Origin of the sequence: Thermus brockianus (assembly GCF_001880325.1) — a bacterium.
Lineage (GTDB): Bacteria > Deinococcota > Deinococci > Deinococcales > Thermaceae > Thermus > Thermus brockianus.
Map to the genome: position 1 here is coordinate 153,433 of NZ_CP016313.1, position 20,648 is coordinate 174,080.

The 20,648-nt window shown below is 65.2% G+C and carries 19 protein-coding genes and 1 pseudogene; 7 read left to right on the forward strand and 13 right to left on the reverse strand.

Translation table 11 applies throughout. The annotated features are described in order from the left end of the window. Positions 1 to 1,197: 1,197 nt before the first annotated feature. Complete coding sequence (locus tag A0O31_RS11680; RefSeq protein ID WP_071678114.1) at positions 1,198 to 1,494, reverse strand: hypothetical protein; 297 nt, start codon at positions 1,492 to 1,494, stop codon at positions 1,198 to 1,200. A 1,463-nt stretch (positions 1,495 to 2,957) separates the two neighbouring features. Here A0O31_RS11680 and A0O31_RS11685 point away from each other — a divergent pair. Continuing rightward, positions 2,958 to 3,596, forward strand: a complete 639-nt coding sequence (locus A0O31_RS11685) for a hypothetical protein (protein WP_152024478.1) — start codon at positions 2,958 to 2,960, stop codon at positions 3,594 to 3,596. 296 nt (positions 3,597 to 3,892) lie between these two features. Beyond that, positions 3,893 to 5,485, forward strand: coding sequence for an MBL fold metallo-hydrolase RNA specificity domain-containing protein (locus A0O31_RS13405; protein ID WP_071678116.1), 1,593 nt, complete (start codon positions 3,893 to 3,895; stop codon positions 5,483 to 5,485). Between the two features lie 216 nt (positions 5,486 to 5,701). Here the strand turns inward: A0O31_RS13405 and A0O31_RS11695 are convergent, their stop codons facing one another. After that, positions 5,702 to 6,145: a hypothetical protein gene (locus A0O31_RS11695; RefSeq protein ID WP_237259075.1), complete on the reverse strand. Its 444-nt coding sequence runs from the start codon at positions 6,143 to 6,145 to the stop codon at positions 5,702 to 5,704. Between the two features lie 242 nt (positions 6,146 to 6,387). Continuing rightward, positions 6,388 to 6,615, reverse strand: a complete 228-nt coding sequence (locus A0O31_RS11700) for a ribbon-helix-helix protein, CopG family (RefSeq protein ID WP_071678117.1) — start codon at positions 6,613 to 6,615, stop codon at positions 6,388 to 6,390. 361 nt (positions 6,616 to 6,976) lie between these two features. On the opposite strand from A0O31_RS11700, the gene A0O31_RS11705 reads away from it, so the two are divergent. Beyond that, positions 6,977 to 7,234, forward strand: a complete 258-nt coding sequence (locus tag A0O31_RS11705) for an AbrB/MazE/SpoVT family DNA-binding domain-containing protein (RefSeq protein ID WP_084720346.1) — start codon at positions 6,977 to 6,979, stop codon at positions 7,232 to 7,234. Beyond that, a complete protein-coding gene (locus tag A0O31_RS11710) occupies positions 7,231 to 7,662 on the forward strand; it encodes a PIN domain-containing protein (protein ID WP_071678119.1) in 432 nt (143 codons plus the stop codon). Before A0O31_RS11705 ends, A0O31_RS11710 begins: the two co-directional genes overlap by 4 nt. Before the next feature lie 830 nt (positions 7,663 to 8,492). On the opposite strand, the gene A0O31_RS11715 is transcribed toward A0O31_RS11710, so the two are convergent. The 10 genes from A0O31_RS11715 to A0O31_RS11760 all read right to left on the reverse strand — a co-directional run bounded on the left by A0O31_RS11715 (position 8,493) and on the right by A0O31_RS11760 (position 15,948). Continuing rightward, on the reverse strand, positions 8,493 to 8,696 hold the full coding sequence (locus A0O31_RS11715; RefSeq protein WP_071678120.1) for a hypothetical protein: 204 nt from the start codon (positions 8,694 to 8,696) through the stop codon (positions 8,493 to 8,495). Beyond that, complete coding sequence (locus tag A0O31_RS11720; RefSeq protein WP_071678121.1) at positions 8,693 to 10,138, reverse strand: HD-GYP domain-containing protein; 1,446 nt, start codon at positions 10,136 to 10,138, stop codon at positions 8,693 to 8,695. Before A0O31_RS11720 ends, A0O31_RS11715 begins: the two co-directional genes overlap by 4 nt. A 79-nt stretch (positions 10,139 to 10,217) precedes the next feature. Next, positions 10,218 to 11,894: a putative bifunctional diguanylate cyclase/phosphodiesterase gene (locus A0O31_RS11725; RefSeq protein ID WP_071678122.1), complete on the reverse strand. Its 1,677-nt coding sequence runs from the start codon at positions 11,892 to 11,894 to the stop codon at positions 10,218 to 10,220. Next, the gene (locus tag A0O31_RS11730) at positions 11,891 to 12,475 is read right to left on the reverse strand and encodes a protoglobin domain-containing protein (RefSeq protein WP_071678123.1); all 585 of its coding nucleotides are present in this window, start codon (positions 12,473 to 12,475) and stop codon (positions 11,891 to 11,893) included. The genes A0O31_RS11725 and A0O31_RS11730 overlap by 4 nt, the downstream gene beginning before the upstream one ends. A 10-nt stretch (positions 12,476 to 12,485) precedes the next feature. Beyond that, positions 12,486 to 12,851 carry a roadblock/LC7 domain-containing protein gene (locus A0O31_RS11735; protein ID WP_071678124.1) on the reverse strand — a complete coding sequence of 122 codons (366 nt, stop codon included), beginning with the start codon at positions 12,849 to 12,851 and terminating at the stop codon, positions 12,486 to 12,488. Positions 12,852 to 12,854: 3 nt separating this feature from the next. Then, the gene (locus A0O31_RS11740) at positions 12,855 to 13,451 is read right to left on the reverse strand and encodes a protoglobin domain-containing protein (RefSeq protein ID WP_071678125.1); all 597 of its coding nucleotides are present in this window, start codon (positions 13,449 to 13,451) and stop codon (positions 12,855 to 12,857) included. Continuing rightward, a complete protein-coding gene (locus A0O31_RS11745; protein ID WP_071678126.1) occupies positions 13,448 to 13,996 on the reverse strand; it encodes a protoglobin domain-containing protein in 549 nt (182 codons plus the stop codon). Before A0O31_RS11745 ends, A0O31_RS11740 begins: the two co-directional genes overlap by 4 nt. Positions 13,997 to 14,015: 19 nt before the next feature. Further along, positions 14,016 to 14,549, reverse strand: a complete 534-nt coding sequence (locus A0O31_RS11750) for a GTP-binding protein (RefSeq protein ID WP_071678127.1) — start codon at positions 14,547 to 14,549, stop codon at positions 14,016 to 14,018. Further along, positions 14,546 to 15,187, reverse strand: a complete 642-nt coding sequence (locus A0O31_RS11755; protein ID WP_071678128.1) for a DUF4388 domain-containing protein — start codon at positions 15,185 to 15,187, stop codon at positions 14,546 to 14,548. The genes A0O31_RS11750 and A0O31_RS11755 overlap by 4 nt, the downstream gene beginning before the upstream one ends. Continuing rightward, complete coding sequence (locus A0O31_RS11760; RefSeq protein WP_071678129.1) at positions 15,166 to 15,948, reverse strand: IclR family transcriptional regulator domain-containing protein; 783 nt, start codon at positions 15,946 to 15,948, stop codon at positions 15,166 to 15,168. The genes A0O31_RS11755 and A0O31_RS11760 overlap by 22 nt, the downstream gene beginning before the upstream one ends. Positions 15,949 to 16,100: 152 nt before the next feature. On the opposite strand from A0O31_RS11760, the gene A0O31_RS11765 reads away from it, so the two are divergent. From A0O31_RS11765 to A0O31_RS13285, 3 genes and pseudogenes are all read left to right on the forward strand, one after another. Beyond that, complete coding sequence (locus A0O31_RS11765; RefSeq protein WP_071676838.1) at positions 16,101 to 17,036, forward strand: transposase; 936 nt, start codon at positions 16,101 to 16,103, stop codon at positions 17,034 to 17,036. Between the two features lie 598 nt (positions 17,037 to 17,634). After that, positions 17,635 to 18,849 (forward strand): annotated as a pseudogene (locus A0O31_RS13280) (GAF domain-containing protein); the annotation flags it as partial. Positions 18,850 to 18,903: 54 nt separating this feature from the next. After that, entirely contained in the window at positions 18,904 to 20,559 is a 1,656-nt protein-coding gene (locus tag A0O31_RS13285) for a putative bifunctional diguanylate cyclase/phosphodiesterase (protein WP_237259079.1), read from the forward strand. Positions 20,560 to 20,648: the final 89 nt, after the last annotated feature.

Below are 20,648 nucleotides of genomic sequence, written 5' to 3' on the forward strand. Positions count from 1 at the left end.
CCCGCTCCAGGGGCTACAAGGGTGATCCATAGACCGAAATCTTCTCCAACGTCCTAACCCTTGCCCAGACCGCATCCCAAAGAGGCCTTTAGACCCTCTTGGGCAAACCACCGTGAGGTGCTGCACAGGCATGGGCGAGCGCGGCTTCCCTCGCCGAGAACCGACCCCCCAAGGAGGCCCCCAGTCCCGCTCCGCCTGGCCCAAGACGTAGCCCCTCCCACCCCCAACGGTCAAAGAGGTAGATCCCGGCGCTACCCCCGCGCCCTCTATCCCACCTCCCTCCACGACCTGTGAGGGGGAGTAGCCGCCTTCTGGAAAGGCCCTTTTTACTACAACCTTGCCTGCCTTTTGGACCGGTTGAATGGGTGGGGTGGACTAGCTTGCAAGGCGAGTAAAGTCTACTTGGCGGACTACCTACGGGGCACCCGGATTTCTCCCCGCTGGTTGGAGCGCAAGAGGCCCTCCTTTACCACAACCACAGGGTGCGCACCCTCATGGGCTCGGGGCTTGTAGCCTTTGCTAGCCTCGAGGACCTGGAGGCGCACCTCAAGGAACGCCCCGAGCGGAGGGGGGGCGGATCCTTATCTGGTAAGAGGCTTTACGCGAAGGGGCCAAGCGGACCTTTGTTCTCGTGGACATTTTCTCGCCGCGGAGCATTTCATGACCGGGCTTTTTTGGAAACAGGTGCCACCCCCCTTTCAATCTTTTTTTTGAATGCTCCCGGGACCCGGCGTGAGGATCAAGCGTCAAAAATAGAAGGGCTCGAGGGACCGTTCAGGAGAAAAAAGAGGGGGTAAAACCCCCGTTAAGAGAAAAAACGAAGGTTTATGAGTCGGAGGGGGTGTCCTTCGGTCAAAAAGTGCGCTCTCCGGGGGGAGACCCGGAGAGCGGACAGTCTAGAACCCTGCCCGGTTAGTGGGGGGTGGGGGCAGGTCGCGAGAGGGGGCAGAGCATCTCTATTGTCCTGAGAGCGGGGAGTTCGCTCCCCAAGCGGCTTCCGTGGGGGTGAACCCTCCCCGTTCTAATCCTCTTCTCAGCAAAAAACGGGGTACTATTGACGCCCCGATTTTCGCCGGAAAAGAGGGATGCCCCCCTCGTGGCCTCCTTACGGAACAAGGAGACCGCCTCGTGGTGAAGGAAGAGGCGGAGGGGCGCCCTACACATCAGGTTAACTATAGCGCCCAGGCTCAGCGCCGATCAGATTTTCCATCCCGCTTTTATCAAGTATTCCTCCCGCAACTTAGCGACAAACGCTTTCTCCTGCGCCGACCCATTCGGGGTTCCTGCTTTCATCCACCAAGAACTCCATTTGCCCTTGAGGTCCTCGTTCCAAGTGCCCTTTTTGTAGCGGGGAATGAGGTACCAGTAGCGGGCTCTCCACTCCCGAATACGTTTCTCGTCCTGCAACCCCATGAACACGGCTAGCTCCACGAAGATCTTCCGGTGTTCCATAGGGACCTCGGGGCGTTGAGCGTAGGTGATGTAGAGACCCATCTGGGGGGACCATTTGTTCCCCACCAGCTGTCGTAGGCGTTTCGGGGTAGTTCAAGGGCCTCCCGAGGAGGAAGAGGTACCGCAGGATGCCTGGGGGAATGTCGGGTAACTGGGGGATAGAGCGGAGACCCACGACCCACTCTTCCACCTCCAAGGGGTCCGGCCAGGGGAGGTTGTAGTAGAAGAAAAGGGTGCTCGCCTGAGAAGGGAAAACGTAGCCATAGAGGGCGCGTCTCACTCCTTCGTGGCCCCCAACAGTGGCTTCCCAAGAAGCGTACTTCTCTCGGGGTATGTCTATTTCCCGCATCCACCGGAGCACCTGGGACTCCGGGACGTTCCCTTGGGCGAGAATGGACTCGAACGTCAGTTGCGCATAGGCCACAAACTCGGCCATCTGGTAGCTGGGGGGTTGAGTGGGGGAAATATGTGAATGGGGGACGAATGGCTTCCCCTCGTAAATAGCCCAGAGAAGGCGGCTAAGGTTGTTGGGCTCGTCGAAGGGGGCTAGGGGGATGACCTTGGGGTCCTTCATAGGCATAAGGATAGAAACAGGGGCCCCTCTTCTTGAAAAAAGTGGGGTGGGGGCAGGAACGGGGCCCGCCTCGGCCCTGGCCTTCCTGCATGGGCGTGGAAAGGGGGGTAGGGTTCCCCTCCCCCTGGGCCTTCACCGAGCGCTCCCGGACCGAAGTCCGGGGAACCTTCACGCAAGGAAGCGCAGCTTCGGAGCGCGACATCGGGGGGGTCTCTCTGTGGGGCGTCTTAGTGCGCGGAAGGTTGTAGGTTACTGAAGGACGTGTTGGGTGAGCGCGTTTTCTCATCCATCCCCACCTCGCCTTAGGACAAACCCCTCCTGGGTCACAACGTGAATCGGCCTAGGGAATGTCCTACGCGACCTCCTTTCCGCTCTCCCCATCCATTGCCGCTTCTGGAGCGCCAAGCACCGCAACAGCGGCTATGTGGGGCGCAAGCCCATGGCCCGGCTTCCCCTTGCGTCCCGCCCAGGCGATGACTTGAACCGCCAGGTGGGCGGAGAGGCTCAGGGTCCGGAAACCCGGAAGACCAGGCGCTACAGCGTGAACCGTTGGGGTTCCCCGTTCCCTTGGCAACCTGGGAGGCGGGGATGCCCCCTTGGGTAATGCGCCCTACCGGGGCCTCGAGCGCCGCCTATCCCTAGGTGGCTCTAGAGGTGCACTGGGATTAGCGTTGGCAAGGAGGGTGTGTAGTATGTCGTGGAAAGGGGGTGAGGGGGTTCCGTTGCCTGATGGCAACCTGGGGTTATGCCTATCCGACCAAATGTTTGGTCGGGGTATCGTGCCCTAGACCCTAAGGGAATGGGATTGCAGGTGCTTCTCCTACTGGTCGTTTTGGCCCTGGGACCTCTAGGCCTCGCTCAAAGGCCCCTCAAAACCGTGGCGTGGGGCGGCTACACCCTGCGCATAGAGGGAAAGCCTGAAGGGGGTCAAGTGGCACGAATCCTGGCGGGCGAGCGCACCCAGTTGGAGATCCAGGGGTGGTTACTCAACGCCTCCTTTGGCGAGGTGACGGGTAAGGCTCCGAAGGAACTTCTGATCACTGACTTCTCGGGCGGAGCTCACTGCTGCCTTACCGTTTACCTGTTCACCCAGGAAGGGGGGGTGCGCAACCTGCTCTACGAGGAATTGGGAGATGGAAGTCTTGAGCTTCGGGATCTCGATGGGGATGGCCGCTTTGAACTGGTGCTGGCCCGTATCTACAGCTATTTCGGTGACCTGCCGTTTGCCCTCTCCCCGGGAGTGGTTCGGGTTTACGCCTACGACGGCTCGGTGTTTTACGAGGTTACCCGAAACCTTCCTAGCCTCACCCTCCGGGAGGTGGCGAGGTACCGGAAGGCGTTTCTGGAGGGGAAGCGCCGGGGCGATCTGGAGGCGATGAAGGGCAATGCCCTGGGCTACTGGGTCAACGCTTTGGTCGTTGGGCGCGGGGTGGCGGCCAAGAGCTGGCTGATGCAACATGCTCCTTTTGAGGTTAGGAGATGGCTTTTGGTTAACGAGGAGGCCCTTTTGCGGAGCGTTTCGGCGTTGGGTCTGAGTTACAACCGCACCCTACCTCCGAACACGCCCTAGCCTAAAGGCCCAGGCAAGGCTAGCCCAAAGAGGCTGCAGAAGGGCTCCAGGCTGGGTTTCCCAGTCGGCGCCCCCAGCCTCCATCTAGAACTTGGATGGAGCACCTGGTTCGGTCGGGGGTTAGCCTGAGGGCTCTCGGAGGAAAGGGGGGCTCTGATGCGCCCCACGTTCCTGTAGCGCTCGCGAACAAGGATCGCGGCCCCCTTATCTTCTGGGCTGAGCGGTAAGGTGCGCAGGAAGGTCTTGGTTGCAAGGTATAACCCGACCCATCTTAGAATCTATGCCGGGAGGAGTCTATGAAACGGGTGGATTTAGACCCCCTCCGCCTCACCCTCTTTGGGGGATGGGGGGAGATCGGGGGCAACCAGATCCTTTTGGAGGCGGGGGAGGGGGCGGTGCTCCTGGACTTCGGCAAGCCCTTCGCCCGCTGGGGGAAGTTCTTCACGGAGTTCCTCTCCCCCCGCTCCGCCTTGGGCCTTAGGGACCTCCTCCTCCTCGGGCTCCTTCCCCCCATCCGGGGCCTCTACCGGGACGACCCCCAGGACACCCTCTTCCTCTCGGAGGCTGAACGGAAGGGCCTCCTGACGGGGGAGCTGGACGGGGAGCGGATCCTCGCCCTCCTCCTCACCCACGCCCACCTGGACCACACCGGGGCCGTGGCCTACCTTAGGCGGGACATGCCCATCGTGGCCAGCGCCGCCACTGCCGCCATCGTCAAGGCCATGCAGGACACCGCCCAGGTGGGGATGGATGGGGAGGCCGCCTACGTGACGCCCCGGCAGCCGGGGAAGGAGGGGGTTTTGGAGGGGGACCGGAAGCGCTACCTGCGCCGCCCCTACCGCCTCCTCCACGGCACCCTGAAGGCCTTCCCCCACCAGAGCCCGGCCAAGACCAAGACCCTGGAGGGCCACCCCTGGGAGCCCGCGGAGGCCCCCTTGTCCCTAGGGCCCTTCCGGGTGCACCCCTTCCCCGTGGACCACTCCGTGCCGGGGGCGGTGGCCTACGCCCTGGACACACCCGCGGGCCTCGTGGTCTACACGGGGGACCTGCGGGGGCACGGGCGCTGGGGGGCGAAGACGGAGGACTTCCTCCGCGCCCTGGAGGGGCGGGAGGTCTTCCTCCTGATGGTGGAGGGCACCCGGCTTGGCCGCCCGGGGAAAGCCCCCACGGAGGGGGAGGTGCGGGAGGCTCTGCACGGCCTCCTGAAGGAGCACCCGGAGGCCCCCGCGGTGGTGGACTTCGCTCCGAGGAACCTGGAGCGCCTCCTCTCCTGCCTGGAAGTGGGGAGGGATCTGGGCCGGGCCCTGGTGGTCACCCCCAAGGACGCCTACCTCCTCTTGGCCCTGGCAGAGGCGGAACGCGAACCCTGGACGGGGGTCCTCCGGGAGGTCCTGGTCCTCCGGGAACCCAAGGGGCGCCGGGACGGGTGGGAGGAGGCGCTTTGGGCCCAGGGGGGCATCCGCCCCGTGACCCTGGAGGAGGTGGCCCAGGACCCCGCCGCCTACCTCCTCGCCCTGGGCTTCTACGAGATCAACCGCCTCCTGGACCTGCGCCTTCTGGAGAGGGCCTCGGGGCGGCCCTCCCGCAGGGGGGTCTACGTTTTCTCCAACGCCTTCTGGGCGGACCAGGAGCAGATCCTGGACCTTAGGGTCCTCCTGGAGTGGCTGAAACGGCTGGAATTTGACCTCTACCCCAAGTCCCTCCGCCCGCTTCCCGATGACCCCTCCCGGGTGGAGAACCCCTACCACACCTCGGGCCACGCCCCGGAGGGGGACCTGGTGGCGTGGGTGCGGCGCCTGAAGCCCAGGTACCTCCTGCCCGTGCACACGGAGGCCCCCCACCGCTGGCAGGAACTCCTGGCAGGGGAAGGGGTGGAGGTGCTCCTATAGCGGCTTCTGGGGGAAGGGGGAAGGCCCGCCGAGGGCCAGGGGGGGAGGTTGCCCTAGACCCGCCCCCCTCGTCCCACACCTCCAGGGCGTTGCCGCGCCTGGGCGTGGAAGGGGCCTAGGCCCCCGCACCGCCTCCGCGCGAGGCCGGGAGAGGGGCTGCAGGCCTGGGGCTGGACCGGGGAGGCGCGGATGCCCGCAACCCTTGCCGGCGGCGGCCTAGCGCGGTGGACACGTGAAGGGAACCGGTTCGGGTGGGGTCAGGGCCACCTCCAGGCGGTAGCGGTCGGGCAGGGCCAAGGGCTGGAGCAGGAGCCCCACCCCTTCCCCCCCACGGGCCATCCGCACGATCCAGTAGGCGTCCCCCAAGAGGGAGAGGTTCTCCCGCCGGCAGATCACGGAAAACCCCTGGGCCCGTAGCTGCCCCTCCAGGAGGGAGCCCACCCCCCTAAGGTCCTCCACGCTCCTGGGCCGGTAGCCGCTTTGGGGAGGATAGGTGAACTCGGTGATCTCCACGCTCCCCTCCTCCACGCGGGCGAGGAGCTGGGCCTCAGGCAAAACCAGGCCGAAGCGCTTGGAGACCAGCAGGGTTTCCGCTCCCACAAAGACGGGAACGCAAGCGGTAAGGAGGAAGAGGGTGAAGGGAAGGAGGCTGGTCCGCATGCCCTCATGGTGCCCATGGCCGTTCCTTCCCAACCTTGAGCCTTCCTTAACCTTCCGCTTGGGGCCACAATCAAGGGAGGCAGCCTGGCGGTGGGGGTGCCCATGCCGAATAGGCCCTCCGCGCCGCCAGGAGAGAAAACCTTCCCATTTGGGGGCGATCCGGGAGGGAGCGGGACGCTCCTGGGGGAGCCGGATAGCGAGGAATCCCGGTAGCTCCTTCGCCAGGTAGGAAGAACCCGGTGTCAAGGCCGGTCACGCCGCCCCTCTTCCAGGAGGCGGTGGGCTTCCTCGGTGAGGCGGGTGCGGCCGGCCACTTCCAGAACCTTCCGCCCTAGGGCGGTTCGGCGCCGGTCGCGCAAGTAGAAGGCGAGGGCCTTGGCGGTGAGGGCGCTTAAGGACTTGCCCTCGTGGGCGGCGGCTTCCCGCAGGAGGCGGGCTAAGTCCTCGGGAAGGTACACGGTTAGGCGCATACACGCATAGCATAGACCACGTTACCGGCTAGCCCCTCCTCCCCCCTAGGAGCCAGATACCGTGGACTAGGAGGGAGGCGAGAAGCTTCGGGACGAAACGCGTGAGCCTACCTTCCGCCTATCTCCCCCTTAGGACGGAGGACCTCATGAGTGTAGCGGCGACTCAGGGGTGGTAGCCCTCCTTTCGTCCGCCATGTCGGCGCGGGAAGGCCTCTCGGCTAGCCTCAGGAGAATCGGGAGGACCTCGGCCACATTTTCCTTCACCGCTTCCCGGGGGGTCGCCGGTAGGCTATCCCCCGTCCGTGGGGTACCTCCTTGTGCGAACCGGACAGGTTCATCTTACATTTGGTAAGATATTCGTATGCCGCTCACCCGTCTCTCAACCAAAGGCCAGGTGGTCCTACCCAAGCCGGTACGGGAAGCCTTGGGCCTCAAGGCCGGGGATGAGCTTCTTGTCCAGCTGGAGGGGGAGGCCATCCGCCTCATCCCGTGGAGGAGGCGGAGCCTTGCGGAGGTCCTGGATGCCCTTCCCGGCCATCCCCCCAGGACCAGCTTCCCAAGCCCAGAAGCCCTCTTCGCCGCAGAGCGGGAGGAGGCGCGCCAGAGGTGGCGCCGATGATCGTGGACGCCAACTTTCTCCTGCGCCTCCTCACCCGACACCCTGAGCCCATGTACCAGGCGGCCCGGGCCTTCGCCTTGGAGGCGGAACGCCGTGGCCTTGCCCTTGAGGTGCACCCAATACACGTGGCGGAGGTGGTCTACGTCCTGGAGGGACGCCTTTACGGCCTCTCCCCGAGGGAGGTGGCCCGCGAGCTCCTCGCCCTTCTTTCGGCACGGCCTTTTGTTCCGCGAGAGGAGGAGGCCTTGCGGGGCGCCTTGGAAGCATATCCGGAAAGCGGCCTGGACTTTCCTGACCTCTTCTTGGCCGAGCTTGCCCGGGCTGAGGGCAAGCCGGTGGTGAGCTTCGACCGCAAGATACGGCGGACCGGGGTCAAACTCATCGTGCCCAAAGGGCAAACTTGGACGGACCTCGGACCAAAGCCCTAGGCGTCGTCCCGTAACCGCGGTATGCCCCGATAGGGCCGGAAGCTGCGGAGGGGAGGCCCCTGGTGGCGACACGCGCGAACATCCGGCCCACCTGAGGGCCCACCTGCCTGGCCGGGGGTGTGGCCATGAACCCCCGGGATCACGGGGCTCTTCGCGCCCTTTAGGATAGCCGTTGGACGGGGCACGGGGTACCGGGCTATGCAGGTGGCTCAAGGAGGCGGTTATATCGGCTCTATGAAATTGAGTTGCACCGGTCCGAAGGGGCCGGTGAAGAATGAAACTGAACTGAGAGGCCGAACACCGCTTCCGGCTCGGGAAACCTAGGGTCCCGCACCTCCATCCCCGCTTCGCCTTCCGAATAGACCGTACGCCCTCTTTTCCTAGCTTTCGTCACCGCCACCAGAACACACCCTGCAAAAGCTTCCAAAGACGCTACTCCTAGGGTGGCCTCGGGGGGGCACAGCTGTAAACCTGGTGCCTGTGGGCCAAGGGGGCATGGACGTTTTGTAGGGTGCGGTAGAAGGGGAAAGGTCAGAGGGAGAGGAGAAAAAGGTTTGCGGAAAATTTTGGCAGTGAGCTTGGCCCTTGCCGAGGTCTTGGCCCGGGAAAAAGAGGACGAGGGAGAGGGATTTGGCGAGGGTATTTTCTAGATGCCGTTGAGGTCTTTGGAGTTTGCGGCCCTGGGTTTGGAGGGAGTCGTCTACTCCGACGTAGGTGGACACCGAAGGGGTTTGCGCGTCGCGATGGTAAGTCGGCCGTAGGCCAGGTTGTGGGGACGCTCAAGGTTGAGTGTCCCTATTGGGTGAAGGTATTCCCCTTTCAGGGGGTCCTCAGCGCTCGGGAACGTGGCCTAGCTCGATCACCAAGCGGAGCCACCTTCGCTCCCGCTCGTCCACCCCGGAAAGCAACCGCACGGGGTGGCCCGGCAGGTACCGGGCCACCACCGCTTCCAGGTCCTGGGCCAAGGCCTGCACCTCCGCCTCCGGGAGTTCCGGGGCGTCCAGCAGGATCTCCAGGGTATCTTTGCTCGTCATCTTTTCTTTACCTCCTCCCTCGCGGCACGCAGGGTCAAAAAGAGCTGAACCAGCCTCGGGTCTAGCTTCTTCCCCGCCATAGCCCTAAGCTCCTTCTCCGCCCGCTTCGGGTCGTAGGCGGGCTTGTAGGGCCTTGGGCTCACCAGGGCGTCCCACACATCCGCCACGGCGAAGACCCGGACGTGCAAAGGGATCTCCTCCCCCTTGAGCCCCCGGGGGTAGCCCGTGCCGTCCCAATGCTCGTGGTGGTAGAGGACCACCTCCAACGCCGCCTGGGATAGGAAGGGCACCCGGGCCAGGACCTCGTACCCCAGCTCGGGGTGCGTCTTCACCAGGCGCCACTCCCGGGTGACCAGGGGGCCATCCTTGTCCAGGATCTCCCGGGGGACGAAGAGCTTCCCCAGGTCGTGGAGGTAGGCCCCGATGCGCAGGCACTCCAGGTCCTTCACCCCCGCCCTTTCCCCCAGGGCCACGGCCAGCTCCGCCACCCGCCGCATGTGCCCCTCGGTTTCGTAGTCCAGGCGCTCTAGGATGGCGGAAAGGGCCATGAGAAGCCCCTCGGTTTGGAGGCGCCGCTCCAGGTACCCCTCCAGCTCCTCCCGGGCCACCCGCAGGAGGGCCACCCCTTCCGGGGAGACCTCCACGGGGCGGGCGAAGCTGGCGAGGGCCAGGGCGCCATACGGCTTACCGGCCCGCTCCAAAAGGGCGAGGACCACGGTGCGCAAGCCCGCCTCCCGCATGGGGGGGAGGGCGTGGGGGAAGGTTTGGTAGTCGGGGATGACGGCGAAGTCACGCCCCTTTAGGAGGGCCGTAGCCCCCATGCCCAGACGCACGGCGTGCCGGCGGTACAGCTCGGGGTAGTCCGGCGGGTACACCCCGGCGAGGACCCAGGGCCGGAAAGCTTCTCCCTCCAGCCGGAAGAGCACCCCCACTTCCAGGCCGGTGCGCTCCAAGAGGACCTCCAAAGCCCCCCGGATCTCCTCCGCCAAGGAAGCGCCTTGCCGTAGCCTTCGGGAGAGGGAGAGGAGGACCTCCAGGGTGGAAAGGCCCGCCATGCGGCCCTCCCGCAGGGCCACTGCCTCCAAGAGGGCCTCCAGAACCTCCTTCTCCTCCCCCAAGGGTCCTACTCCCTCCAGGGCCAGGACCAGGGAGCCGCGGCGGGCCATGTGGCCGAGCCGCCTTTTGCCGTCCGGGGAGAAGCCCAAGGGGCCGGGGGGTGGCGTGGTCCCTTCCCGTGGCTCCCACTCTGGGGGCAGGCGGAGGCCCCGGGCCAGCCCCGCTGTGCCCGCTGCCCCCACCACCCGGTACCGCCCCGCCTCCAACCGGAGGAGGTAGGCGCCCTCGGCCCCCAGGTGGGCCATGGCCCCCTCTGCCGCCCGGGCGTAGAGCTCCGGTAGGTCTTGGGCTTGCATCAGGCTAAGGAAGACCGCGGCGGTGCGCATGGTACCGTAACCTCAGGGGTGGGAGATGGCCAGACCCCCTCTGGCCAAGCGGCCATTCTACCCGGGCCCATCTCTTGCTCTAGTCCTCTTTGGATCCGTCGCCGACCTGGCTTTCCCCCTTTTCTAGCCAGCGTCGGGGAAGGAGGGGGTGCGCTTCGGGCCGGTGAATGTGGAATCCTTGGGCGAAATCCGCCCTGAGCTCCCGGGCCAAGGCCAGTTGCTCTGGGGTTTCGACCCCTTCCAGCACCACCTTCAGGCCTAGGTCGTGGGCCATCCCCACCAGGTGGCCGAGGAGCGCCCGGGAGGGGGAACCTCCCGGCCCCGGGGGGCTCAAGAGCTCCCTCCCCACCTTCAGGAGGTCTAGAGGGAGCTGGCGGAGGTGTCCGAGACCCGTGGCCCCCGTGCCAAAGTCGTCCAAGGCTAGGCGGAAGCCGAGGCCTTTAAGCCGCCACAAGGCAGGGGCGATGCGCCCCAGCTGGTGGGTAGCGGTGCGCTCGCTGACCTCGATCACCGCCCGCCCGGGGTCAAGGCCTTGATGGATCAGGCGTTCCGCCAGGTTTAGAAAGCTGGTGTCCCCTAAGGACCACGGGGTCACGTTCACCCAGACCGTGAGGCCAGGATGGGTGGACTGGAGCCGTTGGAGTTCCTGCAGAACAAAGCGATCCAAGACCTCGTTGAGGGCCCGGCGGGACAGGTCCATCTGGGGCAGGGGGTTGACGTAGCCTTCGGGGCGCCGCAACCGGAACAGCACCTCGGCGTCCTCCAGCCGGTCCTCCTTTAAGTTGAGGATCCCCTGCAGGAAAAGCTGGCTCTGGCCCGTGGTTAAGGCGTGATGAAACTCCGCTTCCAGCGCCAGGGCTTGCGGCGTGAGGCCATCCAGGTCTGGGGTAAAGGCCTCGGGTTCCTTTAGCCGGAAGAGCTTCGCCCGGTACATGGCCAGGTCGGCCCGCCGCAATAGCTCCTGCAGGCTCACCCCATGGTCCGGGAAGAGGACCAAGCCCAGGCTCGCCTCCAGGCGCACGGGCTGGCCGTGAACCGACACCTCTACGGATGCCGCCCGGAGCAGGAGCGCGGCCTTGGCTTTGGCCTCCCCGAGATCGTCGGCGGGGTACCAGGCGGCAAACTCGTCCCCTCCCAGCCTTCCCACCACCGCCTGGGGAAGAGCACCCTTCAGGTTCCGGGCCAACTGGGCCAGCACCTCGTCCCCCGCCGCGTGCCCCAAGGTGTCGTTCACCGTTTTGAAGCCGTCCAGGTCCAGGTAGGCCAGGGCCCGGCGGCTCCTTGCGTAAAGGATGTCCTTCTTCACCCGCTCGGCGAAAGCCCTTCGGTTCAGGAGACCAGTCAAGGGATCCAGGGTGGAAAGCGCCTCCAGCCGGGCCCGGAGGGCCATCTCCTCGGTGACGTCGCGGCTGGTGGCCACCAGGTACTCCACGGCGCCGCTGGGGCCCCGGATGGGGGTGACCACCTTTTCCTCCGTGTAGAGGGTTCCATCCTTGCGGCGGTTGACAAAGACACCCCGAAAGGGGTGTCCCGATAGGATCTCCTCCCAAAAGCGCCGGTAGAACTCCAGGGGATGGTGGCCTGACTTGAGAAAGCGAGGGTTTTTCCCCAGCACCTCCTCCCGCCCGTACCCCGTGAGGCGCTCGAAGGCGCCGTTCACGTAGACGATGCGCCCCGTGGCGTCGGTGATCAGGACGCTCTCGGCCAGTTGCTCCAAGACGCTTTGGAGCACATGGGGCGGGAGGAGGCGGGTCATGCCCCTTCTTTGCGGATGGCCTCCAGCATCTCCCGCGCCTCCTCCACGGTGAGGCGCTCCAGGAGGGCGGGCTCCATGCCGGCCACGTTGTAAAGGGCGAGGGCCCGGTAGCGGTCGTACCCGTGGGTGATCACCGCTCCCACCGCCATGCTCAGCCGGTAGAAGGCCTCCGTTAGGGGATCCGCCTCGGGGTGCCCGCCCTCATGGGTCTTGTGCTCCACGAAGGCGGCCACGAAGGAGGCCATGGCCAGCATCATGGGGTTTTCCACCCCCCGCACCACGTGCACCAGGCCCACCTTGGCCATCCAGGCGAAGTACCCCTCGTCCAGGGGCCCCTGCACCGTCCGTTGCCACCAGCGCCTCAGGGTTTCCTCCCGGTCGGGCCTTTCCCCCTCCCGGAAGACCCTGGCCGTGGGGGGATGGGCGAAGAGGGTGTCGTAGAAGGCCCCCACCAGCTCCTCCGTCCAAGAGAGGAGGGTGTCCTTGTGACGGGCGATCACCGCCGCGTCCTCCGGACGGAAGCGGGTTTCGGGCGGCATCTGCGCCAACGCTTCCTTGGCGATTTCCAGCATCTTGGTCATGGTTCACCTCCTAGCCCAGGATTTGGGCGATCCGGCTCGCCGCCTGGCGGGCTTCCAGGTGGATGAGGCCCAGGTTGGCCCCCATGGGGGCGGTGACCGCCAGCACCCCCTTTTCCCCGGCGGCGTAGACCACGAGGTAGCCTTCCCGGCCCCGCACCACCACTTCCTCCAGACCGCCAAGGGCTGAGGTCTGGGCGATGCGCTTCCCCAAGCCCAGGGCCGTGGCCGCCATGGCCGCCGCCCGGGCGGCCTCCGCTTCTGGGAGGTCCGTGGCCAGGGAAAGGCCATCCGTGGAGGCCACCATGGCCCCGGTAAGCTCCGGTACCGCTTGCCTCAACGAACGCACCACCCCTTGCAGTTCTTCGTGACGGCTCATGCTCTACTCCTCTCCGGCCGTTTTGGCCATCTGCTCGTACAGCTCTCGGCTAATCCCCGTGGCCTTAAGGAACTTGGCCAGGAGACGTTCCTCCAGTTCCCGTGCTTGGAGCTCGCTTTCGTAGGTGTACTGTTGGGCGACGATGGCGAGGTTGTACAAGGAAACCAGGGCCAGGGCCCGGTTCAACCGGGCCAAAAGGCCCGGGTCCTCGTGGAATAGCTCGCTGAAGACGCGGGTCCACTCGTCCACCCAGAGGCCGTAAATCCCCGCCACCAAGGTGCCGGTGCTGAAGCCCGCTTCCAGGTAAGCCCTACCGGCCCGCGCGCGCCTTTCCAGGTACTCCGCGTCCAAGGTAGGCCGCGCGAAGTAGACCTGGGCGATGGCGGTGAGGGCCTGGGTCACGTCCTGGATTTGCTGGGTCAGGGGATGGTGGCGGAGGCGCTCGGCGATGCGGCCGGCGACCACCGGGAAGTAGGGCTCCACCTGTTCCCGGACCGAAGCGAGAAGCTCCCAGTCCGAGAGGACCCCCATGAGCTCGGCCATCTGCCGAAGGTAGGCCGCGCGTTCCTCTGGGGTTAGGGCGAACAGGTTCTTGATCATCCCATCCCCTCCACCGCGATGCGCACGCTCCGCTCCAAGAGTTCCTTGCTCTGGCCCGTGATCTCCCGGGCTGCTTTTAGGTAAACCTCCTTGTAGCCCTCGGCGATGAGGGCGGCCACGGTGGCCATGAGGCGGTTGACCGATGGGGCCGCCTCGGGCAGGCGGTCCGCCACGAACCGGGCCACGAAGGCGGCGTGGCCCAGCATCATGGGGTTGGACACATCCCGCTTGAGATGTACCAAACCCACGTACGCTTGCCAGGCCCAGTAGTCCAGGTCAAAGGGACCCTCCACCGTCCGCCGCCACCAGCGCCTCAGGGTTTCCTCCCGCTCGGGCCTTTCCCCCTCCCGGAAGACCCTGGCCGTGGGGGGATGGGCGAAGAGGGTGTCGTAGAAGGCCCGCACCAGCTCATCCCCTAGGGCGAGCAACGCCCCCTTGTGCCGGGCGAGGGCCTCGGCGTCCGCCTGGGAGAAGCGGTCCTCCGGGGGCATCTCGGCCAGAACCCGCTGGGCCAACCCTTGGAAAAACCCGTTGTCCTTGTCCATTCCCACCTCCTCCTTAAGCTCACCAAACCCCCTGCCACCTTTCCCCCGTCACCAGCTCCAGGATGCGGATGAGGGCCAAAGTGGCGCTGGTGGGGCTCGTGGCGTTCATCCCCACCACGTGCTCAGGGGGGAGGCCGAAGTAGTCGGCCACCTCCCCGGGGGTCCACACTTTGGGAAGGTCCTGCCGCGTCACCCCCACCACGAAGGGGACGGGGTGGCGCGAGGTCAGGTACTCCAGGATGTGGCGGGCTTTGGGAAAGTCCCTGGGGCTATCCCCCGGCACCAGGACCACCAACCCCAAGGCCCCCTCCACCAGGACGTCCCACATGAAGTCGAAACGCTCCTGGCCCGGGGTGCCGAAGAGGTAGATGGGCACGCCGTCCAGGGTGAGTAGGCCGAAGTCCATGGCCACGGTGGTCCGCTCCTTGCCGATCTCTTCCGAGGCCCACTCGTCCGTTTCCACCACGGGGATCTCGGAGAGGGACTGGATGAAGGTGGTCTTCCCGGCGCCCACGGGACCGGAGACGAGGAGCTTTAGGGGTTTCCCCCTCATCCCCGCCTCCCCATGAGCGAGGCCAGAAGCCGCCGGAGGAGGCCCCGCTTCTCCTCGTCCGGCCGGGTTTCCTGGTAGGCCCGCACCGGGGCCACCTTGCCCGCCAGGCGAAGCTTGTGCAGGTAGTAGGCCACCTCTTCCACCGGGAGCCCCAGCCGATGGCCGAGGTCCTCGGCGGAGGCTCCTTGGGCCAAGAGGGGCCTGGCCCGCTCCCAGAAGGACCAGAGGGGTTCTTCCAGCCAGACCTCCAGGGCCACCGCCTGGAACCGGGTCTTGGGGTCGGGCAGGTGGGGCCGGTAGGCGGCGAGTTCGTCCACCACGGTGGTGGTGGTGAGGAGGATCCGCTCCAGGGGCCAGCCCAGGGCCTGGCCGTTGGGCGGCGGGGGCGGGGTACCTTGGGCGAACTCGAAGGCCCCCTCTTCCGCCCGGAAGAGTTCCTGCAGAACGGAACGGGCCTGGACGGGGTCCAGGACCTTGGTCCCTTCCCGCACCCAGAGGACCTTTCCCCCATCTAGGGCGATGGTGTAGCCCACCTTGCGGCCTGGTAGGTGGAACACCTCCAGCACCCCACTCCTTCGGCCCAGCATCCCCACCAGGTCGGGGAAAGGCATGTCCTTCAGGCTGCCGAAGATGGCCATAGCTCCGCCACCACCTCCTTTAGCGCCGGGGCCAAGGCCCGGCAGGCACGACACGCTTTGGGCGCTTCGGGGGCTTCAAACACACAGGGATCCCCCATGGGGAGGGAAAGGCCCAAAGCGGCGAAGGCTTCCCCCGTGGCGGCGCGCAGGGGTACGGCCAGGCCACAACGGTCCGGGATCGCTTCCCCACGCGCCCGGGCGAAGCCCAGCTGGCGCACCTGGCCCAGGTCCGCTTGCACGGCGGCCACGGTGGAGAGGGTACGTGGGGTGAGGGGTTTCGGGGGAAAGCGCTGGAGGTGGGCCCGGAGGGCCTCCTCCCGCAGGAAGGCCAGGATGGCCTTCCCCCCGGCGGAGGCGTGGGCGTGGCCCGTCACGGGGCGCCGTTCATCGCGGAAGGGCCAGAGGCGCTGGCCACGGTTGCCCGAGGTCGCCTCCACGTGGAGCCCCCAAGGACGCACCGTGAGGACGTAAGCCCGGAGACCAGTGCGGGAAAAAGCCTCATGCGCCAGTTCCTGGTAGAAGAAGGGGTCGTCGGGGGCTTCGGGTATGGGGATGAAGGGATGGGGGTAGCGGAGAACCCACCGCCCGGTCAGGGGGTCCCGGGCGGCGAAGCCTTCCACCCGTAGGGCTTCTAGCGCCTTGGCGAGGGAGCGGGGGCTCACGCTCAGGCTTTTCGCCAGCTCTGTGGGGCGTAACCCCAGGGGATGGGCATAGAGGGCTTTGAGTGCCCTGAGGGGTAGGTGGAAGGAGCTCCTGGGCATCCCGCATATTGTTGCCAAAAGCCTTCGGAAAGTGCAAGAAAGCGAAAAGCAATCGCCATGAAGTGTTTTGGAATATGCACACAACCCCCCTTTCGGATATTCAATGCATACCCCCTTGACAAGCCAAAGGAAAAGGGGGCGCTTGGTGAGCTGTGGAAGAACACCAGACGCCCCCTTCCATCCTACCCCTGCCCCTGGAGGAACTGGTCCCCCTGCTCCAGGCATGGCTCCAAGCCCGCTTGCCAGAAGGGGAGAGAAAACCCGGCAGGCCCAGGACCTTCTCCGACCTCAGCCTCTTTCTCTTCCACCTGGTCCGCGCCCTCCTGGGCTTCTCCAGCGAACGCATGCGCCGGGAACTGGCCCGCAACCCTAGGCTCCGCAAGCGCCTCGGTCTAGAGCGCGTTCCCTCCTCTGCCACCCTCAGCGAGCGGAGCCGGAAGCTACCCTGGCCCCTCCTGCGGGGAGGGAAGCGGGTGGGCCGGGGGAGGCGGGTGCTGGCCATGGACGCCACCCTTCTCCCCGCCCAGAGGTCGGATGGGGAGGCGGCTTGGGGCGTGGGCTCGGATGGGGGCTGGGTTTATGGGTACAAGCTCCACCTCCTCGTGGACCTGGACACGGGGGAGGTGCTGGCCCTACGGGTGACCCCGGCCTCATGGCACGACTCCCCGGTGGGGCGGGGGATGCTCTGGGGGGTGGAGAGGTTTCCTGGGGAGAAGCCCCCCGTGGTGGTGGCGGACGCGGCCTACGAGGGGGAAGCCAACTTTCGGTTGACGAGGAGGCGAGGGATGCTTCTGGTGACGGGGCATAACCGGAGACGGGGAAGGCCAAAGGGGAGGGGGCGGCTTTTGAACCTGCGGCGGCGGGGGAGAGGTGCGTACCGGAGGCTTTTGGGGCGGCGGTGGGAGCTGGAGACGGTCTTTGGTCTGCTGAAGGGGCCGATGGGGCTGGTGGGGGCGGTGGGGAGGGTACGGGGGCTGAAGGCGGTGGCCCTGCAAGTGGAAGCTTGGGTGATGGCCTGGAGCGTGGTGGCCCAGCTTCTTGGGCAGGCGGGTCTGCCCATCACCCGGGTGTTGCGGGCGGTGGCGTGAGGTGAGTACGCAGGTGAATATCCGAAAAGGGGGAATATGCACACAAGTATTGCTCGCCTTGGCTGGGCCCTAAAAGGGGCAATATCCCATTCCCCCAAGAAGAGGACGCCTCGGGATTGTCCGCTCCGGGGGAAACCGGGAAATTGCGCCAGTCGGCTTCGGCATACGGTTCCGCAGGATGGGGTGGGAAGGGCGCTGTGGCCAGCCTCCCCGGCCTCCCTTGGGCACTTTTTTGTGGATTGGAGTGCTGTGGGCTGGGCCGGCTAGGACACCAGGGGTACTCGGGCGAAACCGATAAAGGGCGGTGGTTGCTCTTGGGAGAAGCCGCGAGCGCGAGGGCGGGTGGGGCAGCAAGGGCCCCGGTGCCACGCCGGGCGACGGCTGCTGCCGGAGCTTGGGCGCTGGCCGCTGCGTCGTTTCAGGATGCGGAAGGTGGTAGCGCTTTAAGAAAGGGGCGTTGGGGAAGTATATAATTCGGGTTGGACCGATGCCCCGCCGGACAAATGCGACTCTTCATCTTATGAAACTTCTCTTAACCGATGCGCCGTTTCTTCAAAGGCTTGACGCTTTCTTGAGCGCTCTCTTGGATCTTCCCTGGATGTCCCTGGAAGGCAAAGGGGCTATCTTTCTGCGCCAGGGACAAGGCTTGCGCTTGGTGGTAGGGCGCTACCTGGATGAGCCGTTGCAGCGCCTGTGTGCTCGGGTTCCGTTAGGGCGGTGCCTGTGCGGAAGGGTGGGGCTTTCGGGCAAAGCGCTTGTGGTCCAGGAGGTTGGCGAGGCTCACGAAATCCGCTATCCCGGCATGCCGCCGCATGGCCACGCTATCTACCCTTTGAAGGTGGGGGAGCGGGTCTTGGGGGTGCTTACCCTATACCTGCCACCAGGGAGGTTGCTCTCGGCGGAGGAGGCAGCCCTGCTGGAAACGGCGGCGGGCCTGCTGGCCTTGGCGGTTTTGCGTGAGCGGGCGGAGCGGGCGGCTAGGGTCGTGCGCCGGGCGGCTTTGGCCCTGTGGCAGGCCTCGGACGAAAGGGCTTTTCTTCAGGAAGTGTGCAGCCTGCTAGTGGACGAGGGATATCTACTGGCCTGGGTGGGGGAGGCGTTGCCTGGGGGCCAGGTGCGGGTGTATGAGGGGGCAGGGGCAGTGGGTTACCTGGAGGGCCTCTTGGTACGCTGGGATGAAACCCCGGAGGGCCAAGGCCCCACGGGCCGCGCCATCCGAAGTGGGGAAAGTCAAGTCTTAAGGGATGTGGAGGGGGACCCTCGCTACGGCCCGTGGCGAAACCGGGCCCAGGCCTTTGGCTTTGCTTCCAGTGCGGCGTTGCCGCTCAGAGTGGAGAACCGGGTTTGGGGTGCCCTAAACGTTTACGCGCCGGAATCGGACGCGTTTGATGCAGAGGAACTTTCCTTGTTGCGGACTTTGGCCCAGCTGGTCAGCCGAGGGCTGGAGCGCTTCAGAATAGAGGCCAAGGTGCACCTCCTTGCCCAGGTGGTAGAGGAGGTCCCGGAAAGCATCTTCCTAACGGACCTGGAGGGTAGGATCTTTTACGCAAATCCAGCGGCGTGCCGCCGGACGGGGTACACCTTGGAAGAACTCCTTGGGCAGAATCCTCGCCTCTTTAAGTCAGGGAAGAACCCCCAGACCTTCTACCAGGAGCTTTGGGAGACCCTACGCCGGGGAGAGATCTTTCAAGGGGTATTTTGGAACCGTAGCAAGACGGGCCGGATTCTGGTGGAACACAAGATCCTTACCCCAATCCGGGATGACCAAGGACAGGTGATCGCCTTTGCTTCGACCGGGCGGGAAATAACCCGGGAGTACATGCTTTCTCGCCTCCAAGGGGCGATGCGGTCCTACCTCGAGGGCTTGTTGCGGGAGGGGGTGCAGGCCCATGGGCTCCGGGGGCTTTTGCGCGAGGTTCTTGAGGCGGTGCCGGGTGCCGAAATGGCCGCCTTGTTGCTGAAGGGCAAAGATGGGCTTTTCTCCTTCGCGGAACTGGTGGGCGAGTGGGATCCCCGATGGAAGGAATGGGTTCTACCTCCGGAGGCTTTGGCCCACTTGTCCCAATATGGGACCTTGTCCCAGCTCGAGTTGGAGAGGCTGGCGATGCGCTTACCCGAGGAAACCCGTGCCCTGGTGGTGAATGGCCTGGGGACCCTGAAAGACGCGGTGTACGTGCGCTTGGAGAGGGGGGGTGAGACCCGCGGGTTTCTCGTGGTAGGGTCGTACCGCTGGCGCATGGCCCCGGAGGTAGAGGAGGCGTTGCGCTTTCTCGCTGTGGAGATTCAAGGGGTCTTGGAGTGGGAAGAGGCACAGGTCCTGTCACGATGGCTGAGCCTGCACGATCCGGTGACGGGCCTGCCCAACAGAACCTTCTTGGAGATGGAGCATGCGAAGGTTAGGGGACCCCTTGGCTTTTTCCTTTTAGAGCTCGAAGGCGTAAGCGAGATCAACCAAACCCATGGTCGCGCTGCCGGGGACGAGGTGTTGCGCATTTTGGCGGGGCGCTTCCAAACCCTCCTTCCTCCAGAGGGCAAGCTTTATCGTACCGGCGAGGTCGAGCTTCTATTTATCCTCCCCGTGGAGCCTGTACGGGCCGTCGAATTTTACCAGCGGCTGAAGGAGGCCTTGAATGAGCCCGTTTACGTGGCTAACGAGGCGGTGCGGTTGGGTGGTGCAGTGAGCGCGGTTTTCGCTCCTGAAGATGGCCAAGACATGTCGAGCTTGCTCCGCCGGGCAGATTTGGCCTTACGCCGGGCCAAGCGGGAAGGGGGTTTGGCCTTCTTCAACCCGGTGATGGAGGAAGCCCACCGGCGGCGGCAGGATATCTTAAGCGGTCTAGAGGCAGCTTTGCGCGAGAGAGGGTTGCGGCTTTTCGCCCAGCCTATCGTGGATGTGCCTACGGGGAGAACCTTGGCGCTAGAGCTTCTTCTGCGCTGGCCCCGGAAAGGCGAGTTCGTGCCCGCTTCGGAGTTCATCCCCCTGGCGGAGGAAACGGGGTTGGTGGTCGAGCTGGACCTTTACGTACTTCGGGAAATCGTAGCCTGGCCCGAACTGGGCACCTGCCTTCATGTCAACGTTTCCGCCAGGACTCTCCATGACGAGAGACTTCTTGCGGCGCTGGAAGCCTTGAGGGGAAGGCGGCTTCGGTTAGAGGTCACGGAGTATACGCTGGCCGATGCCAAGGCTGAGCAGGTGCTCGAACGCATAAAGGCGATGGGTTTCGGCCTAGCCTTGGATGACTTCGGTCAAGGCTTCGCCTCTCTCAGAAGCCTGATACGTTTTCCTTTTTCCGTGGTGAAGGTGGATCGGGCCTTTACCTGGGGGATAGGTAAGGACCCTAAGGCGGAGGTGGCCTTGAGGAGCATCCTGAGCCTGACCCAGGAGCTCGGGCTCCTGGTGGTGGCGGAAGGTGTGGAGACGGAAGCCCAGCGGACCTGGCTCCTTGAGGCGGGCTATCCATTGGCCCAGGGATATCTGTTGGGCCGTCCGGAGCCTCTGGAGTTTTATATGGACAGCGCCTAGGGTGCCCCCAGAGGGAATGGGGATGAGGGTGCCGCAGTTTGCCATGCCTTCAGGCAGAAGTAAGGAACTTCCGTAGAGGTGCCTTCACG

Excerpts from the sequence above, each read along its gene's own strand:
- A0O31_RS11680 (WP_071678114.1), bottom strand. The coding sequence starts at position 1,494 with ATGGGTCTCTACATCACCTACGCTCAACGCCCCGAGGTCCCTATGGAA.
- A0O31_RS11740 (WP_071678125.1), bottom strand. The coding sequence starts at position 13,451 with ATGATCAAGAACCTGTTCGCCCTAACCCCAGAGGAACGCGCGGCCTAC.
- A0O31_RS11725 (WP_071678122.1), bottom strand. The coding sequence starts at position 11,894 with ATGACCCGCCTCCTCCCGCCCCATGTGCTCCAAAGCGTCTTGGAGCAA.
- A0O31_RS13405 (WP_071678116.1), top strand. The coding sequence starts at position 3,893 with ATGAAACGGGTGGATTTAGACCCCCTCCGCCTCACCCTCTTTGGGGGA.
- A0O31_RS11710 (WP_071678119.1), top strand. The coding sequence starts at position 7,231 with ATGATCGTGGACGCCAACTTTCTCCTGCGCCTCCTCACCCGACACCCT.
- A0O31_RS11760 (WP_071678129.1), bottom strand. The coding sequence starts at position 15,948 with ATGCCCAGGAGCTCCTTCCACCTACCCCTCAGGGCACTCAAAGCCCTC.
- A0O31_RS11705 (WP_084720346.1), top strand. The coding sequence starts at position 6,977 with ATGCCGCTCACCCGTCTCTCAACCAAAGGCCAGGTGGTCCTACCCAAG.
- A0O31_RS11720 (WP_071678121.1), bottom strand. The coding sequence starts at position 10,138 with ATGCGCACCGCCGCGGTCTTCCTTAGCCTGATGCAAGCCCAAGACCTA.
- A0O31_RS11750 (WP_071678127.1), bottom strand. The coding sequence starts at position 14,549 with ATGAGGGGGAAACCCCTAAAGCTCCTCGTCTCCGGTCCCGTGGGCGCC.
- A0O31_RS11755 (WP_071678128.1), bottom strand. The coding sequence starts at position 15,187 with ATGGCCATCTTCGGCAGCCTGAAGGACATGCCTTTCCCCGACCTGGTG.
- A0O31_RS11735 (WP_071678124.1), bottom strand. The coding sequence starts at position 12,851 with ATGAGCCGTCACGAAGAACTGCAAGGGGTGGTGCGTTCGTTGAGGCAA.
- A0O31_RS11730 (WP_071678123.1), bottom strand. The coding sequence starts at position 12,475 with ATGACCAAGATGCTGGAAATCGCCAAGGAAGCGTTGGCGCAGATGCCG.
- A0O31_RS11745 (WP_071678126.1), bottom strand. The coding sequence starts at position 13,996 with ATGGACAAGGACAACGGGTTTTTCCAAGGGTTGGCCCAGCGGGTTCTG.
- A0O31_RS11715 (WP_071678120.1), bottom strand. The coding sequence starts at position 8,696 with ATGACGAGCAAAGATACCCTGGAGATCCTGCTGGACGCCCCGGAACTC.
- A0O31_RS11700 (WP_071678117.1), bottom strand. The coding sequence starts at position 6,615 with ATGCGCCTAACCGTGTACCTTCCCGAGGACTTAGCCCGCCTCCTGCGG.
- A0O31_RS11695 (WP_237259075.1), bottom strand. The coding sequence starts at position 6,145 with ATGCGGACCAGCCTCCTTCCCTTCACCCTCTTCCTCCTTACCGCTTGC.